General features: G+C 63.6%; 15 protein-coding genes. 4 read left to right on the forward strand and 11 right to left on the reverse strand.

Annotated features, from left to right (window positions below):
* Together Q7U29_RS12460 and Q7U29_RS12465 are read left to right on the forward strand one after the other, a co-directional pair.
* A partial coding sequence (locus Q7U29_RS12460) for an SDR family NAD(P)-dependent oxidoreductase (RefSeq protein WP_304741808.1) occupies window positions 1-335 on the forward strand: 335 nt, incomplete at its 5' end.
* A gap of 103 nt (window positions 336-438) precedes the next feature.
* Entirely contained in the window at window positions 439-1,326 is an 888-nt protein-coding gene (locus tag Q7U29_RS12465; RefSeq protein ID WP_304741809.1) for a TauD/TfdA family dioxygenase, read from the forward strand.
* A 177-nt stretch (window positions 1,327-1,503) separates the two neighbouring features.
* Here the strand turns inward: Q7U29_RS12465 and Q7U29_RS12470 are convergent, their stop codons facing one another.
* The gene (locus Q7U29_RS12470; protein WP_304741811.1) at window positions 1,504-2,157 is read right to left on the reverse strand and encodes a YqgE/AlgH family protein; all 654 of its coding nucleotides are present in this window, start codon (window positions 2,155-2,157) and stop codon (window positions 1,504-1,506) included.
* Window positions 2,158-2,293: 136 nt separating this feature from the next.
* Between Q7U29_RS12470 and Q7U29_RS12475 the strand changes: the two genes are divergently transcribed.
* Window positions 2,294-3,133, forward strand: coding sequence for a protein-disulfide reductase DsbD domain-containing protein (locus Q7U29_RS12475; RefSeq protein WP_304741812.1), 840 nt, complete (start codon window positions 2,294-2,296; stop codon window positions 3,131-3,133).
* Window positions 3,134-3,345: 212 nt separating this feature from the next.
* The gene (locus Q7U29_RS12480) at window positions 3,346-4,719 is read left to right on the forward strand and encodes a lipopolysaccharide biosynthesis protein (RefSeq protein WP_304741814.1); all 1,374 of its coding nucleotides are present in this window, start codon (window positions 3,346-3,348) and stop codon (window positions 4,717-4,719) included.
* A gap of 124 nt (window positions 4,720-4,843) precedes the next feature.
* Here Q7U29_RS12480 and Q7U29_RS12485 read toward each other — a convergent pair whose 3' ends face one another.
* The 10 genes from Q7U29_RS12485 to Q7U29_RS12530 form a co-directional block, all read right to left on the reverse strand.
* Window positions 4,844-5,632: a 3-hydroxybutyrate dehydrogenase gene (locus tag Q7U29_RS12485; RefSeq protein WP_304741816.1), complete on the reverse strand. Its 789-nt coding sequence runs from the start codon at window positions 5,630-5,632 to the stop codon at window positions 4,844-4,846.
* 5 nt (window positions 5,633-5,637) lie between these two features.
* Complete coding sequence (locus tag Q7U29_RS12490; RefSeq protein WP_304741818.1) at window positions 5,638-6,810, reverse strand: DUF3734 domain-containing protein; 1,173 nt, start codon at window positions 6,808-6,810, stop codon at window positions 5,638-5,640.
* A gap of 94 nt (window positions 6,811-6,904) precedes the next feature.
* Window positions 6,905-7,426, reverse strand: coding sequence for a CAP domain-containing protein (locus tag Q7U29_RS12495; RefSeq protein ID WP_370691743.1), 522 nt, complete (start codon window positions 7,424-7,426; stop codon window positions 6,905-6,907).
* Between the two features lie 196 nt (window positions 7,427-7,622).
* Window positions 7,623-8,672: a sulfate/molybdate ABC transporter ATP-binding protein gene (locus Q7U29_RS12500; protein ID WP_304741902.1), complete on the reverse strand. Its 1,050-nt coding sequence runs from the start codon at window positions 8,670-8,672 to the stop codon at window positions 7,623-7,625.
* On the reverse strand, window positions 8,662-9,528 hold the full coding sequence (gene cysW, locus Q7U29_RS12505) for a sulfate ABC transporter permease subunit CysW (protein ID WP_304741820.1): 867 nt from the start codon (window positions 9,526-9,528) through the stop codon (window positions 8,662-8,664). Before cysW ends, Q7U29_RS12500 begins: the two co-directional genes overlap by 11 nt.
* Window positions 9,525-10,325 carry a sulfate ABC transporter permease subunit CysT gene (gene cysT, locus Q7U29_RS12510; protein WP_370691747.1) on the reverse strand — a complete coding sequence of 267 codons (801 nt, stop codon included), beginning with the start codon at window positions 10,323-10,325 and terminating at the stop codon, window positions 9,525-9,527. The genes cysW and cysT overlap by 4 nt, the downstream gene beginning before the upstream one ends.
* A 77-nt stretch (window positions 10,326-10,402) precedes the next feature.
* Complete coding sequence (locus Q7U29_RS12515; protein WP_304741822.1) at window positions 10,403-11,392, reverse strand: sulfate ABC transporter substrate-binding protein; 990 nt, start codon at window positions 11,390-11,392, stop codon at window positions 10,403-10,405.
* 125 nt (window positions 11,393-11,517) lie between these two features.
* Window positions 11,518-12,252, reverse strand: a complete 735-nt coding sequence (locus tag Q7U29_RS12520; RefSeq protein WP_304741823.1) for a phosphoadenylyl-sulfate reductase — start codon at window positions 12,250-12,252, stop codon at window positions 11,518-11,520.
* Window positions 12,249-12,764, reverse strand: a complete 516-nt coding sequence (locus tag Q7U29_RS12525; RefSeq protein WP_304741825.1) for a DUF934 domain-containing protein — start codon at window positions 12,762-12,764, stop codon at window positions 12,249-12,251. Before Q7U29_RS12525 ends, Q7U29_RS12520 begins: the two co-directional genes overlap by 4 nt.
* A complete protein-coding gene (locus tag Q7U29_RS12530; protein ID WP_304741827.1) occupies window positions 12,751-14,406 on the reverse strand; it encodes a nitrite/sulfite reductase in 1,656 nt (551 codons plus the stop codon). The genes Q7U29_RS12525 and Q7U29_RS12530 overlap by 14 nt, the downstream gene beginning before the upstream one ends.
* Between the last annotated feature and the right edge of the window lie 4 nt (window positions 14,407-14,410).

Raw genomic sequence — 14,410 nt, forward strand, 5'->3', positions numbered from 1 at the left:
CCTCCACCGAGGCGCTCGGCGCCACCGCCTTGCACAGTCCGTATTCGGCGGCGAAGGCCGGCGTTGCCGGCCTGACCCGATCGCTCGCGGTGGAACTCGGCCGCGACGGCATCACCGTGAACTGCATCTGTCCCGGCCCGAACAGGACCGCGATCACGGAGCGGATATCGGAGGAGCACAAGACCATCTACGCCAAGCGCCGCACCGCGCTCGGCCGCTACGGCGATCCCGAAGAAGTCGCGCACATGACGCTGAGCCTGTGCCTGCCGGCGGCGTCGTTCCTGACCGGCGCCGTGATCCCGGTGGACGGCGGCCTGATGGCCCGCAACGCCTGAGGGCGGGCATGCGCTCGATAACGTTGACATCGTCCGGTCCGGGAGTAGCTTTTTGCCCAAACAGGGCGGAATAACCGCTCGCCCCGATCAGGAGAAACGTGCCATGGCCATCACGATCCGGCAGATTCACCCGCATTTTTTCGGCGAGGTTTCGGGCGTCGATCTGCGCAAGCCGCTGACGCCGCAGGAGGCCCGGGAGATCGAGGCCGGCATGGACAAATATGCCGTGCTGCTGTTCCGCAACCAGGACATCACGGACGAGCAACAGCTGGCGTTCGCGCTGAATTTCGGCGAGCGCGAGAACGCGCGCGGCGGCACCGTCACCAGGAAGGAAGATTATCGGCTGACCTCCGGACTGAACGACGTCTCCAACCTCGGCAAGGACGGCAAACCGCTGCCGAAGGATCACCGCACCCATCTGTTCAATCTCGGCAACAGCCTGTGGCATTCCGACAGCTCGTTCCGCCCGATTCCGGCGAAATTTTCGCTGCTTTCGGCGCGGGTGGTCAACCCGAAGGGCGGCAACACCGAATTCGCCGACATGCGCGCGGCCTATGACGCGCTCGACGACGACACCAAGGCCGAGATCGAGGACATGATCTGCGAGCACTCGCTGATGTATTCGCGCGGCTCGCTCGGCTTCCTCGATTACACCGATGAAGAGAAAGAACTGTTCAAGCCGGTGCTGCAGCGGCTGGTGCGCACCCATCCGGTGCACGGCCGCAAGTCGCTGTATCTGTCGTCGCATGCCGGCGCCATCAAGGGCATGACGGTGCCGGAAGCGCGGCTATTGCTGCGCGACCTCACCGAGCACGCCACGCAGCGCGAATTCGTCCACGTCCACAAATGGACGCTGCATGATCTCGTGATGTGGGACAACCGCCAGACCATGCACCGCGTCCGCCGCTACGACCAGTCGCAGCCCCGCGACATGCGCCGCGCCACGGTAGCCGGCACCGAGCCCACGGTGACGCAGCAGGCGGCGGAGTAGTTGCCTCGTCGTCCCTGCGAACGCAGGGACCCATACGCCGTGCCATCTCTTGTGGAACGAGACCGTCGATAAAACACGATGGATCACCATCGTGCTCACGATAGTGTACCGGGAGTATGGGTCCCTGCGTTCGCAGGGACGACAGCTGTGGCATGTCAGACTTCGGCGTAAAATCGCCTAAGCATGCCCGGCTTCGTTCGACAGCATGCCGGGATCGATGCCGATCTTGCGCAGCGCGCGCAGGTATTTTTCCTCGACGTCGCGGCCGAAGATCAGGTCCGGATCGGCGTCGCAATGCAGCCAGCCATTGTCCTGAATTTCGGTTTCCAGCTGTCCCGGCGCCCAGCCGGCATAGCCGAGCGCGAGGATCGCGTGCTTCGGGCCGGCACCCCTGGCGATCGCCTTGAGAATGTCGACGGTCGCGGTCAGGCAAATACCCTCATCGATCTGCAGCGTCGCATCCTTGATGAAGAAATCGCTGGAATGCAGCACGAAGCCCCGGCCGGTCTCGACCGGGCCGCCTTTCAGCACCTTCATGCTCTCGGCATTTTCGGGCAGCTTGATCTGATCGGCCTTCTTGATGATGTCGAGCTGCACCAGCAATTCCGGGAAGTCGATGCTGCCGGCCGGGCGGTTGACGATGATGCCCATGGCGCCTTCGGACGAATGCGCGCAGAGATAGATCACCGACCGCTCGAAGCGGGGGTCGCCCATCACCGGCATTGCGATCAGCAACTGACCGTCGAGATAGCCCTGATTGGACAAATTGTCGCCAGCGCCGGCGGCAGCTTGACGGCGAGCAGTCCTCGTTCTTTTGCCTTCAGGGTCCATCCGCAAAGGACTCTCGTGTTGATGTCCATCCTGATATTGGGTGGCCGATCTGTCAATCAAGCATCGCGCCGTATTTCGTCCCGCATCACAAGCAATTCAATGGTTTACCGCCCCGGCAGCCTGTAAAGACGGTCTCATGACCGTCATAGTTCCCCTGCCGGCCGCACTCCGCCTGGCCGTTGCCGTAGTTGCGTCATCCCTGGCGATCGAGGTCCATGCCGGGGATTCGTCGCCATGGCAGCGGGACGGCCACTCCGCGGTGCGGTTGCTGGCGGGTTCGCGCAGCGGCGCGGTGCTGCTCGGCGGCATCGCGTTTCAGCTGCAGCCAGGCTGGAAAACCTACTGGCGGACGCCCGGCGATTCCGGGGTACCGCCGCGCTTCGATTTCTCGAAATCGGACAATGTCGAAGCCGTCACGGTGCTGTGGCCGGCCCCGATGAAGTTCGATGACGGCGCCGGCGGTCAATCCCTGGGCTACAAGAGCCAGGTGGTGCTGCCGTTGCGGATCGTCGCCAAAAATGCCGACAAGCCGGTAACGCTGCGCGCCGATATCAGTTACGCGGTCTGCGAAAAGCTCTGCATTCCCGTCGAAGCCAGGGCCGAGCTCGCCTTCACCAGCGTGGCCAGCACCGAGGACAGCGCGCTGTCCGCCGCCCTCGACACCGTGCCGAAGCCCGCCACTATCGGCGATCCCAATCCGCTGACCATCCGCGACGTCAGGCGCGACGGAAAGGCGAACGTGCTGGTCGATGTGGCCGTGCCCGACGCGCGCGAGGTCAGCCTGTTTGTCGAAGGACCGACGCCGGACTGGGCGCTGCCGGTTCCGAAGCTGATCGAGGGCGGGTACCCCGGGGTCAAGCGTTTCGGCTTCGAACTCGACGGCCTGCCGCCCGACGCCAAGCCGGAAGGCGCCGCGCTGAAGTTCACGCTGGTCGGCGGCGACAAAGCCTATGAGTTCAATGTCAATTTGAACTGACCCGTGTCGTCCCCGCGAACGCGGGACCCATGCGCTGCGGCGGATCCGTTTGGCCTCAGGTGTTCAACACCTTCCCAACCAATAAACCCCTGTGGTTATGGGTCCCTGCGTTCGCAGGGACGACGAGGAAGCCACTGATTCTTAACGAATAGTTGATAGGTCCTGACATCGCCGCGCCTTGCGCGGCTTCAGGGATTTCCGCTGTGGCCGTGATGGACACTGATTCCGCACCCGCCTTGCCCGCAGGCCCGATCGCGCGGCTGCGGTCGATGCTCGGCCGTCTGCTCGGCGGCACCAGCGAGGCCTCCGTCACCAGGCGCCTCGCCGGCACGGTGTTCATCATTCGCGTCGTCAGCGCGGCGATGGCATATCTGTCGCAGATCCTGCTGGCGCGCTGGATGGGCGGCTCGGATTACGGCGTCTACGTCTATGTCTGGACCTGGGTGCTGCTGCTCGGCAGCATGATGGATTTCGGCATTTCGGCGTCGGCGCAGAAAATCATCCCGGAATATCGCGCCAGCGGCGACGCCGCTTTGCTGCGCGGCTTCCTCTCCGGCAGCCGCTGGATGACGTTTGCCGTGTCCGCCCTCGTCTCGGCATTGCTGGCGGGTATTGTAAGAATGCTGTCGCCGTGGCTCGATCCCAATTCGGTGGTGCCGCTGTACATCGGCTGCATCACGCTGCCGGCCTTCGTGGTCGCCAATACCCAGGACGGCATCGCCCGCTCGCATGACTGGATGCGGCTCGGCCTGATGCCGCAATTCATCGTGCGGCAATCGCTGATCATCGGGTTTACGGCGGGCGCCTTCGCGCTCGGCTTCAAGCTCGGCGCCACCGCCGCGATGCTGGCCAGCGCCGCCGCGGTGTGGATCGCCATGATCGGGCAGATGTTCGTGCTGAACCGCCGGCTCGGCGGCCATGTCGATCCCGGCCCCAAGGCCTACGATTTCCGCGGCTGGCTCGCGGTCTCGCTGCCGATCCTGCTGGTGGAGAGCTTTTATTTGTTGTTGTCCTACACCGACGTGCTGGTGCTGCAGCAGTTCCGCTCCTCGGAAGAGGTCGGCGTCTATTTCGCCGTGGTGAAGACGCTGGCGTTGGTGTCCTTCATTCACTACGCGATGTCGGCGACGACGGCGCACCGCTTTGCCGAATATCACGCGCTCGGCGACAGAGCGCGGCTGTCGGCCTACGTCGCCCACGCGATCAAATGGACGTTCTGGCCGTCGCTCGCCGCAACCATCGTGCTGCTGGCATTGGGCAAGCCGCTGTTGTGGCTGTTCGGGCCGCAATTCGTGGTTGGCTACGACATCATGTTCATCGCCGCCATCGGCCTCGTGGTGCGTTCGGCGATCGGCCCGGTCGAGCGGCTGCTCAACATGCTCGGCCACCAGATGATCTGCGCGCTGGCCTATGCGCTGGCATTCGTGGCGAACCTGGCGCTCTGCATCCTGCTGGTGCCGAAATTCGGCGGCCACGGCGCGGCAGCGGCGACCTCGATCGCGCTGGCGTTCGAGACCGTGCTGCTGTTCTGGATCGTGCGGAAGCGGCTCGGGCTCCACGTGCTGGCGTTCGGGAACAGGAAGTAGCCTCTCCGCGTCATGCCCGGCCTTGTGCCGGGCATCCACGTCTTTCTTCCTTACCACAAGCAAGACGTGGATGGCCGGGACAAGCCCGGCCATGACGAATGAATGTCGGACGCGACGCCCCCGCCTACCCCGCGGTCCAGCCGCCGTCGATCGACAGGTTGGCGCCGGTGATCTGCGCCGCGTCGTCGCCGCAGAGGAACAGCGCCAGCGCCGCCACCTGCTCTGACGTGACGAACTCCTTGGTCGGCTGCGCCTCCAGCAGCACGTCGCGGATGACCTGCTCCTTGGTCAGGTTGCGCGCCTTCATGGTGTCGGGAATCTGCTTCTCGACCAGCGGCGTCCAGACGTAGCCGGGGCTGATGCAGTTGCAGGTGATCTTGTGGGTGGCGAGCTCCAGCGCCACGGTCTTGGTGAGGCCGGCGATGCCGTGCTTGGCCGACACATAGGCCGACTTGAACGGCGAGGCGACCAGCGAATGCGCCGAGGCGGTGTTGATGATGCGGCCCCAGCCGCGCTTCTTCATGCCGGGCACCGCGGCGCGAATGCCGTGAAACGCCGAGGACAGGTTGATCGCAATGATGGCGTCCCACTTCTCGATCGGGAAGTCCTCGACCGGCGACACGAACTGGATGCCGGCATTGTTGACGAGGACGTCGACCGAACCGAAGGTGCTTTCGCCCAGCGCAACCATGCCGGCGATCTCGGTGGGTTTGGTCATGTCGGCGGGCGAATGCACCGCCTTGACCTTGAAATCGGTCTCGATGGCCGAGCGTTCCTTCTCGATGTCGGCGGCAGCACCCATGCCGTTGAGAACGATATTGGCGCCGGCGCCGGCGAAGGCGCGCGCATATGCCAGTCCGATGCCGCTGGTCGAGCCGGTCACAACAGCGGTCTTGCCCGTCAAAATACCCATTCGATTCACTCCTTGTTGCCATTGAGGGTACCGTCCCTCGCCAGATCGTAAGTCATCATGGTTTCGCCGGATTGCGGCCGCTCCAGCATATCCCTGTGGCGCATCGACAAATGAACGTCGCGCTCGCCCGAGCCCCAATGCTCGACCATCCCGACGCGCGAAAAATCGTAATCCTTCGAAGACGATTCGTAGTTCTTGCTGCGGTAGATCAGGTGCACCACCGTGACGGTGCTTTCCCTGGTGGCTTCACACAGGATTTCGACCGACGGATCGTTCCTGAGATAGTCCGGCAACTTGCCGATCAATTCGCGCAACGCCTTGCGGGTGTTGTGAACCTGCTTGTTCTTGTCGGTATTCATGCGGGTGCGGCTGGAGAAGCGGATGTCCTTCTCGCGCTCGGCCGCCTCGAGCAATGATACCGGCAGCTCACCACGCGCGCTGAACAGGTCGACCTGGAAGATCAGGAGATCGCGGTCGGTTTCCTCATCCAGCACGTAATCGAGCGGCGTATTGGAGGCGATGCCGCCGTCCCAGAAATGCTCGCCGTCGATCTCGACCGACGGGAAGCCCGGCGGCAGGGCGCCGGATGCCATGATGTGCTCCGGTCCGATCTTCTTGCCGAGCTTCTTCATCTCGTAATTGTCGAAATACTTGAAGTTGCCGGACGCCACGCCGACGGCGCCGATGCTGAGCCGGGTTTTCAGGTCGTTGATGCGGTCGAAATCGACCAGCCGCTCCAGCGTCTGCTTCAGTGGCGCGGTGTCGTAATAGCTCAGCGACTGCGGGCTGCCCTGCGGCCACAACGGCGCCGGCGGGACGCGCGGCCTGAAGAAACCGGGAACGCCGAAGGTGGCGATCAACGCGGCGCTGGTCTCGTTGAACAGCGATCGGCCCCGATCGCTCGTGGTGACGGGTTTCCATGGCACCGGCGAGGAAACCATCTCCCAGAATTCCTTCAGTCGCTCTACCCGCTTTTCGCGCGGATTGCCGGCGATGATCGCGGCGTTTATGGCGCCGATCGAGATGCCGGCAATCCATTCCGGCTCGAAATCATGGTGGCACAGCGCCTGATAGGCGCCGGCCTGATAGGATCCCAGCGCGCCGCCGCCCTGCAGGACGAGCACGCGCTGCGCCTTTGCGGGCGTGTGGTCGGGTGCGGGATGGGGATTGTCCGTCATGATCCTCGGTCGAACATCAGAAAAGCGATTGCACCGTGGCGTCAGTTGGCGACGGCGTCAATCAGCCAGGCCGCAGGTGCGGATCACGCCGTGGTTATCGCTTTTCCGATGATGCCAGAATGAGCGTCCAGAACACCTTGTATTTGGTGTTCGGAGCATAGGTCGCCGCGATGCCTAAATTTGTGACACCGTTCTTCAGCATATTGGCCTTGTGGGGCGGCGAGTCGCGCCAGCCCGAAAAGGCTTCCGCCATGGTGTGATAGCCGGCGGAGACGTTTTCAACCGCCACCGTCGCGGGATAGCCCGACGCATTCAGGCGTTTCGCCAGTGGTCCCTTGACGTCGTGGTCGAGCTTGTTGCGGGCGGCCATCGCCTGCGACTGCTGCTCGGCGAGCTTCATCAAGTCGGGATCGACCGCCACGGCGCCGAGGCCGTTGTTCTGCCGGTAGAGCGAGATCATCGAGGCCGCGGCCTGCGGATCGAGCCTGGCGCTGCCATTGGCCATGCTGAGATACATGGTGGGTTGCTCGGTCACGGGTGCGTCCGCCGCACAGCCGCCCAGCGCCAGCAGCCCTGTTATCGCGACCGTCGCGCGCGTGATTCGAAGGTTCCCCATGGCTGCGGTTGTTGCACAGGAACCGTGGCTGAATGGTGAACGAGGGGGACGATTTTTACTCCGCCGTCGTCACCCGCGAAGGCGGGTGACCCAGTACGCCGGGAAGGCAAAGTTTGAGGGCGGTGATTACTGGATCCCCGCCTTCGCGGGGATGACGGCCGGGATGGTTGCGCGACTGTGCTTCCGAATGACGGGCCTAATCCTGCCCCGCAAAAATCCGGTAGCGGCGGGGGTGCAGGCTGACGATATCGCCGGGCTGCAGCTCGCGGTCCCGGGGCGCGTCGATCTCGATCACGGTGGTGCCCTCTCCCGCCGAGAGTGCCACTTCGGCGCGCTGGATCGGGCCGAAGGTGCGGACATGCCGCACCGCGCCCTCGAACGCGCCGCTGCCGGCCGGCCCAACCGCCATGTCGTGGCGGCGGACGAACAGTTTTGATGCCCCGGAGGTGACGCCATCCGCTGATATATTCAACGGCTTGCCGCCGAGTTCGACGCAACCGTCGCGCACCTCGACCGGCAGCACGATGGATTCGCCGATGAAGCTGTGCACGAACGCGGTCGCCGGATTGTCGTAGACGTCGCCGGGCGTGCCGATCTGCACGATGCGGCCCTTGTCCATCACCACCACCCGGTTGGCGACTTCCAGCGCTTCTTCCTGGTCGTGAGTGACGAAAATCGAGGTCACGTTGATCTCGTGATGCAGCGAGCGCAGCCATTGCCGCAGCTCCTTGCGCACCTTGGCGTCGAGCGCGCCGAACGGCTCGTCGAGCAGCAGGATGCGCGGCTCGATCGCGAGCGCCCGGGCGAGCGCAATGCGCTGACGCTGGCCGCCGGACAGCTGGCTCGGGTAGCGGCTGGAAAGCCAGTCGAGCTGCACCAGATCCAGCAATTCCTTGACCCGCGCGCGGATGGCGGCCTCGTCCTTGCGAACCGCGCGCGGCTGCACCCGCAGGCCGAACGCGACATTCTCGAACACCGTCATGTGGCGGAACAGGGCATAGTGCTGGAACACGAATCCGACGTGACGCTCGCTGGCGCCGTGCGCCAGCGCGTTCTCGCCGTCGATCGAAACCTCGCCGGCGTCGGGCCAGTCCAGCCCGGCGATGATCCGCAGCAGCGTGGTCTTGCCCGAGCCCGACGGCCCGAGCAGCGCCACCAGCTCGCCATTGGCGACCTTCAGGTCGACATGGTCGAGCGCGGCAAACGCGCCGAATTTCTTCACGATATTCTTGACTTCAATCACCAGGTAGCTGTCCTTCGTCCAGATGCCGCTCGAGAATGGTCTTCGCCACCAGCGTGATCAGCGCCAGCATGGCCAGCAGGGAAGCGATCGCGAACGCCGCCACGAATTGATACTCGTTATAGAGGATTTCGACCAATAGCGGCATGGTGTTGGTCTCGCCGCGAATATGCCCTGACACCACCGAGACCGCGCCGAACTCGCCCATCGCCCGCGCATTGCACAATAGCACGCCGTATAGCACGCCCCATTTGATATTGGGCAAAGTGACGCGGAAGAAGGTCTGCAGGCCCGAGGCGCCGAGCGAGATCGCGGCCTCTTCCTCCTGGGTGCCCTGCTCCTGCATCAGCGGTATCAGCGCCCGCGCAACGAACGGGAAGGTCACGAAAATGGTGGCCAGCGCAATGCCCGGCACCGCGAACAGGATATGAACGTCATTGGCCTGCAGCCACGGCCCCCAAAAGCCCTGCGCGCCGAACAGCAGCACGAAGACCAGGCCCGAGATTACGGGGCTCACCGAGAACGGCAGATCGATCAGCGAGATCAGGAAGGTCTTGCCGCGAAAGTCGAATTTCGCGATGGCCCAGGCCGCGATCACGCCAAACACCAGATTGAGACCGACCGAAATCGCCGCCACCATCAGCGTCAGTTTGATGGCGGACAGCGCTTCCGGATCCGACAGGGCTGAAAAGTAGGCAAAAACCCCCTTGGAGAACGCTTGCGCGAATACCACGACCAGCGGCAGCACCACGAACACGGTGAGGAAGGTCACGGCCATCGCGATGAGGACGACGCGAATGATCCTGGGCTCGGTCCGCAGATCTTCCCGTGCCGAAGTAATTAAAATTTGCGGCTGATTCATTTTATCAGCCTCCAATGCGCCGGGATGCGGGTTTGCGCCCAGCGCTGTAGACGATTGACCGCGAAGATGATCAGGAACGACGCCACCAGCATGACGACGGCGATCGCGGTGGCGTCGGCATAGCGGAATTCCGAGAGCCGGATCACGATCAGCAGCGGGGCGATTTCGGAGACGTTCGGCAGATTGCCGGCAATGAAGATCACCGAGCCGTACTCGCCGACCGCGCGCGCGAAGGCCAGCGCGAACCCGGTCAGCAGCGCCGGAACGAGGCTGGGCAGGATCACCTTGGAGACGGTATGCCAGCGGTTGGCGCCGAGGCTGGCAGCAGCCTCCTCGATTTCGGCGTCGAGGTCGATCAGCACCGGCTGCACCGTCCGCACCACGAAGGGAATGCCGATGAAGATCATCGCGACGAAGATTCCAAGCGGCGTGAACGCCACCTTGATGCCGAGTTCGGCCAGCGGTGCGCCGAGCCAGCCTTTTTGCGCGAACAGCGAGGTCAAGGCGACGCCGGCCACCGCGGTTGGCAGCGCAAAGAGAATGTCGACGATGGCGTCGAACAGCCGGCGGCCCGGAAAACGGTACCGCACCAGCGCCCAGACGATGATCATTCCCATCACCAGATTGACGATGGCGGCGGCGAAGGCGAGGCCGAACGAAATCTTCAGCGCACTCAAGGTGCGACGGCTGGTGAGAATGCCCCAGAACTGGTCGAGGCTGAGCTCAAAGCTCTTGAGGAACAGGCCCGCGAGCGGGATCAGAATGATGACGGAGAGCCATGTCAGCGTCAGTCCCATGGTGAGACCGAACCCCGGCAGACTGCTGTGTCGTCCCGCGCCTCCGTTGCTCACAATGCCCCCTGCCCCCGGCCAGATCAGTTCTTGTAGATCTGGTCGAAAATGCCGCCTTCGGCGAAGTGTTCCTTCTGCGCCCTGGTCCAGCCACCGAACAATTCGTCGATGGTGAACAATTCAACCTTGGCGAAAGATTTCTCGTATTCCTTCGCGATCTCGGCATCGCGCGGACGATAGGAATTGCGTGCTGCAATTTCCTGACCTTCTTTGGTATACCAGTATTTGAGGTAGGCCTCGGCCGCGGCGCGGGTGCCTTTCTTGTCGGCGACCCTGTCGACCACGGAGATCGGCGGCTCCGCCAGGATCGACAATGGCGGCGACACCATCTCGAACTTGTCCTTGCCGAATTCGCGCTGGGCCAGAAACGCCTCGTTCTCCCAGGCCAGCAGCACGTCGCCGACGCCGCGCTCGACGAAGGTGACGGTCGAGCCGCGCGCGCCGGTATCCAGCACCGGCACGTTCCTGAAGAGGTCGCCGACGAACTGCCTCGCCTTGTCGGCCGAGCCGGTTTTCTTCAGCGCGTAGCCCCAGGCGGCCAGATAATTCCAGCGTGCGCCGCCTGAAGTCTTCGGGTTCGGCGTGATGACGCCAACCCCGGGCTTGATCAAATCGTCCCAGTCCTTGATGCCCTTGGGATTGCCTTTGCGCACCAGGAACACGATCGTCGAAGTGTAGGGTGACGCATTTTGCGGCAAGCGCTTCTGCCAGGCGGCAGGAAGGAAACCCTTGGCCGCAATCGCATCGATATCGTAGGCGAGCGCCAGCGTGACCACGTCGGCCTGCAGGCCGTCGATCACGGCGCGAGCCTGCGAACCGGAGCCGCCATGCGACTGCTTGATATCGATGCTCTTGCCGGTTTCTTTCTGGTAGGCACGCGCAAACGCCTTGTTGAATTCCGCATAGAGCTCGCGCGTCGGATCGTAGGACACGTTGAGCAGCGACACATCGGCGGCCAGCGCAGAACCCGCCCAAAGCAGTCCCGCGACGAGCGGCAGAACACGACGGACCATCTCGATCTCCATTCGCACCGACGACGGCTTTGTCATCGAGAAGCACGCGCACATAACTCGCGATGAATGGCCTTTAAGTCAACGAAACCGCGTTTCAATGTTTGCGGCGTCGCAGCGTCATTGTTCTATGAAGTCTTGACCGTATGGATGCCGCATTCTGTCTTGGCTCTACCGCGCCAGCGGCCGGCACGCGCATCCTCGTCCGCCGAGGTCCGGCTGCTGCAGGGCATGCAGCCGACCGAGAGATAGCCCGATGCCGCGAGCGGATGCGGCGGCAGCCTGGCAAGCCGGTAGATTGCCTCGATCCCCTCGCGCGAGACATTGGCGAACGGATTGAACTTCAGCCTGACGCCGTCGTCCTCGACCACGGCAATGTCGGCGCGCAGCCCGCCCTGGAAACGCTTGCGTCCGTTGATCCATGCCGAGAACGGCGCCAGTGCGCGGGCCAGCGGCTCCACCTTGCGGATCCGGCAGCAGGCGTCGGGATCGGAGAACCACAATTCGCGGTCGGGATCCTCGCGCGACAGCGCTTGTTCCAGCGGCTTGATCGAACGGACGTCGCGCAGCCCCAGCGTCGCGACCAGCGTGTCGCGATAGGCCAGCGTCTCATCGAACAGCCAGCCGGTATCGAGAAACACCACGGGTATCGCCGGATCGACGTCGGCCATCACCTTGAGCAGCGCCGCCGATTCGGTCCCGAACGACGACACCACGGCGAGGCGTTCGCGACCGACTGTTTGCAAGGCCGCGGCGATCACTTCCGCGGGCGATGCGTTGCGCAACGCAAGATCAAGCTCCGGCGCCGGCGGCAAGCCGCCTGCTTTCAATGCCGGCTGCACCTGATCTGCGCGCGCGTTCATTGGCCGGCGCTCTCGGAATGGCGCAGCTGCATGCGCCGGTGCAGCGCCGTGATGCGGCCGTCGCCGGTCGGCTGGTAGAACACCGAATAACGCTTCACCGTGGCGGCAAACGCTTCCGCGTCGCTTTCCTTGTTGACCTGGAAGGCGTCGAAGCCGGCGCGCAGCATGAACACGAACTGGTCGCGCAGCACCTGTCCGGTGGCGCGCAACTCACCGCGATAGCCATGCCGCTCTCGCAACACGCGGGCCTGGCTGTAGGCGCGGCCATCGCGGAAGTTCGGGAACACCAGCGCGACCACGGCGAGCCGGTCGAGCCAGGGCACGAGATCGTCGATATCGCGGTTGTTCGGCCAGATCACGCCGGTCTTGCCGGCCCGGCCCGACAGGGCCTCCGCATCGGCGAGAAAACGCGCGGCGGAAATCAGGATCCCGCCATCATCCGGAATCCCGGCATCGTCGGCCACATGGACCAGTGCGTCGGCGGCGATTTTTCCGCCCTTAACGAGTGGCATAGACCCGCTCCCTGAAAGGTTCGACGCCCAGCCGCTTCACCGCATCGATGAAAAGTTCGTCGGGGCGCGCGCGCAGCGCAAGATAGGCTTCGACGATATCCTCGATCACATCGGCGACATCGCCATAGGGCACGGCGGGCCCGATCAGCGTTCCGACCTCGGCCTTCTCGTCGGCGCGGCCGCCGATCGTGATCTGATAGAATTCCTCGCCGTTCTTCTCGACGCCGAGAATACCGATATGGCCGACGTGATGATGGCCGCAGGCATTGATACAGCCCGAAATATTGATATGCAGCCGCCCAATCAGATTGGCGGTGTCGTGATTGGCGAAGCGCCGGGTCAATTCCTGCGCGATCGGGATCGAGCGGGCGTTGGCGAGCGAACAGTAATCCAGCCCCGGGCAGGCGATGATGTCGGAGACCAGATTGACGTTCGGCGTGGCGACGCCGATCCTGTCGAGCGCCTTCCACAGCGCCGGCAGATCGCGCCTCGCGACATGGGGCAGCGCGAGGTTCTGCTCGTGGCCGACGCGGATCTCACCGAAGGAATATCTGTCCGCGAGATCGGCGATGGCATCCATCTGGTCGGCGGTGGCGTCGCCGGGCGGACCGCCCACCGGCTTCAGCGACAGCACTGCGATCGCGTAGCCCGGCACCTTGTGCGGGAAGGTCGAATTCTTGCGCCAGGCTTCGAAATGCGGATCATGCGCCGCCTTCTTCAGCTCGTCCGGCATGTGCGGCAGCTTTTCGTAGGTCGGATAACTGAAGCGCGAACGGATGTCCTCGATCACGGAATCGTCGATCTGAAGCGCGCTGTCGCGCATCTGCAGCCATTCCTCCTCGACCTCCCTGGCGAATTTCTCGATGCCGAGTTCGTGCACCAGGATCTTGATGCGCGCCTTGTAGATGTTGTCGCGGCGACCGTACTGGTTGTAGACGCGCAGGATGGCTTCGACATAGCTCAGGAGATCGTGGCCATGCACGAACGGCTTTATCGTCTTGCCGATGAAGGGGGTGCGGCCGAGGCCGCCGCCGACCAGCACCTCGAAGCCGGTTTCGCCGGCCGCATTCCTGTAAAGCCGCAGACCAATATCGTGCACCTTGATCGCGGCGCGGTCGTGATCGGAGGCCGTGATCGCGAATTTGAACTTGCGCGGCAGGAAGGAGAATTCCGGATGCAGCGTGGTGTACTGCCGCAGCAGCTCGGACCAGATGCGGGGATCCTCGATCTCGCCCGGCGCGACGCCGGCCCACTGGTCCGAGGTGACGTTGCGGGTGTTGTTGCCCGAGGTCTGCATGGCGTGAATGCCGACGTCGGCAAGATCGGCCAGCGCATCCGGCAGTTCGGCAAGCTTGATCCAGTTGAACTGGATGTTCTGCCTCGTGGTGAAATGGCCGTAGCCGCGATCGTATTTGCGCGCGACATGCGCCATGCGCCGCAACTGCTCCGACGACAGCGTGCCGTAGGGGATCGCGACCCGGAACATGTAGGCGTGCAATTGCAGATAGACGCCGTTCTGCAGCCGCAGCATCTTGAATTCGTCCTCGGTGAGTTCGCCGGACAGCCGGCGCTTCACCTGATCGCGAAATTCCGAAACGCGTTCGTTGATCAGCGTGCGATCGAGTTCGTCATATGCATACATGGCT

Source organism: Bradyrhizobium sp., assembly GCF_030654605.1.
Lineage (GTDB): Bacteria > Pseudomonadota > Alphaproteobacteria > Rhizobiales > Xanthobacteraceae > Bradyrhizobium.

Excerpts from the sequence above, each read along its gene's own strand:
- cysT (WP_370691747.1), bottom strand. The coding sequence starts at position 10,325 with ATGGGACTGACGCTGACATGGCTCTCCGTCATCATTCTGATCCCGCTC.
- Q7U29_RS12495 (WP_370691743.1), bottom strand. The coding sequence starts at position 7,426 with ATGGGGAACCTTCGAATCACGCGCGCGACGGTCGCGATAACAGGGCTG.
- cysW (WP_304741820.1), bottom strand. The coding sequence starts at position 9,528 with ATGAATCAGCCGCAAATTTTAATTACTTCGGCACGGGAAGATCTGCGG.
- Q7U29_RS12515 (WP_304741822.1), bottom strand. The coding sequence starts at position 11,392 with ATGGTCCGTCGTGTTCTGCCGCTCGTCGCGGGACTGCTTTGGGCGGGT.
- Q7U29_RS12485 (WP_304741816.1), bottom strand. The coding sequence starts at position 5,632 with ATGGGTATTTTGACGGGCAAGACCGCTGTTGTGACCGGCTCGACCAGC.
- Q7U29_RS12465 (WP_304741809.1), top strand. The coding sequence starts at position 439 with ATGGCCATCACGATCCGGCAGATTCACCCGCATTTTTTCGGCGAGGTT.
- Q7U29_RS12530 (WP_304741827.1), bottom strand. The coding sequence starts at position 14,406 with ATGTATGCATATGACGAACTCGATCGCACGCTGATCAACGAACGCGTT.
- Q7U29_RS12480 (WP_304741814.1), top strand. The coding sequence starts at position 3,346 with ATGGACACTGATTCCGCACCCGCCTTGCCCGCAGGCCCGATCGCGCGG.
- Q7U29_RS12470 (WP_304741811.1), bottom strand. The coding sequence starts at position 2,157 with ATGGACCCTGAAGGCAAAAGAACGAGGACTGCTCGCCGTCAAGCTGCC.
- Q7U29_RS12520 (WP_304741823.1), bottom strand. The coding sequence starts at position 12,252 with ATGAACGCGCGCGCAGATCAGGTGCAGCCGGCATTGAAAGCAGGCGGC.
- Q7U29_RS12490 (WP_304741818.1), bottom strand. The coding sequence starts at position 6,810 with ATGACGGACAATCCCCATCCCGCACCCGACCACACGCCCGCAAAGGCG.
- Q7U29_RS12525 (WP_304741825.1), bottom strand. The coding sequence starts at position 12,764 with ATGCCACTCGTTAAGGGCGGAAAAATCGCCGCCGACGCACTGGTCCAT.
- Q7U29_RS12475 (WP_304741812.1), top strand. The coding sequence starts at position 2,294 with ATGACCGTCATAGTTCCCCTGCCGGCCGCACTCCGCCTGGCCGTTGCC.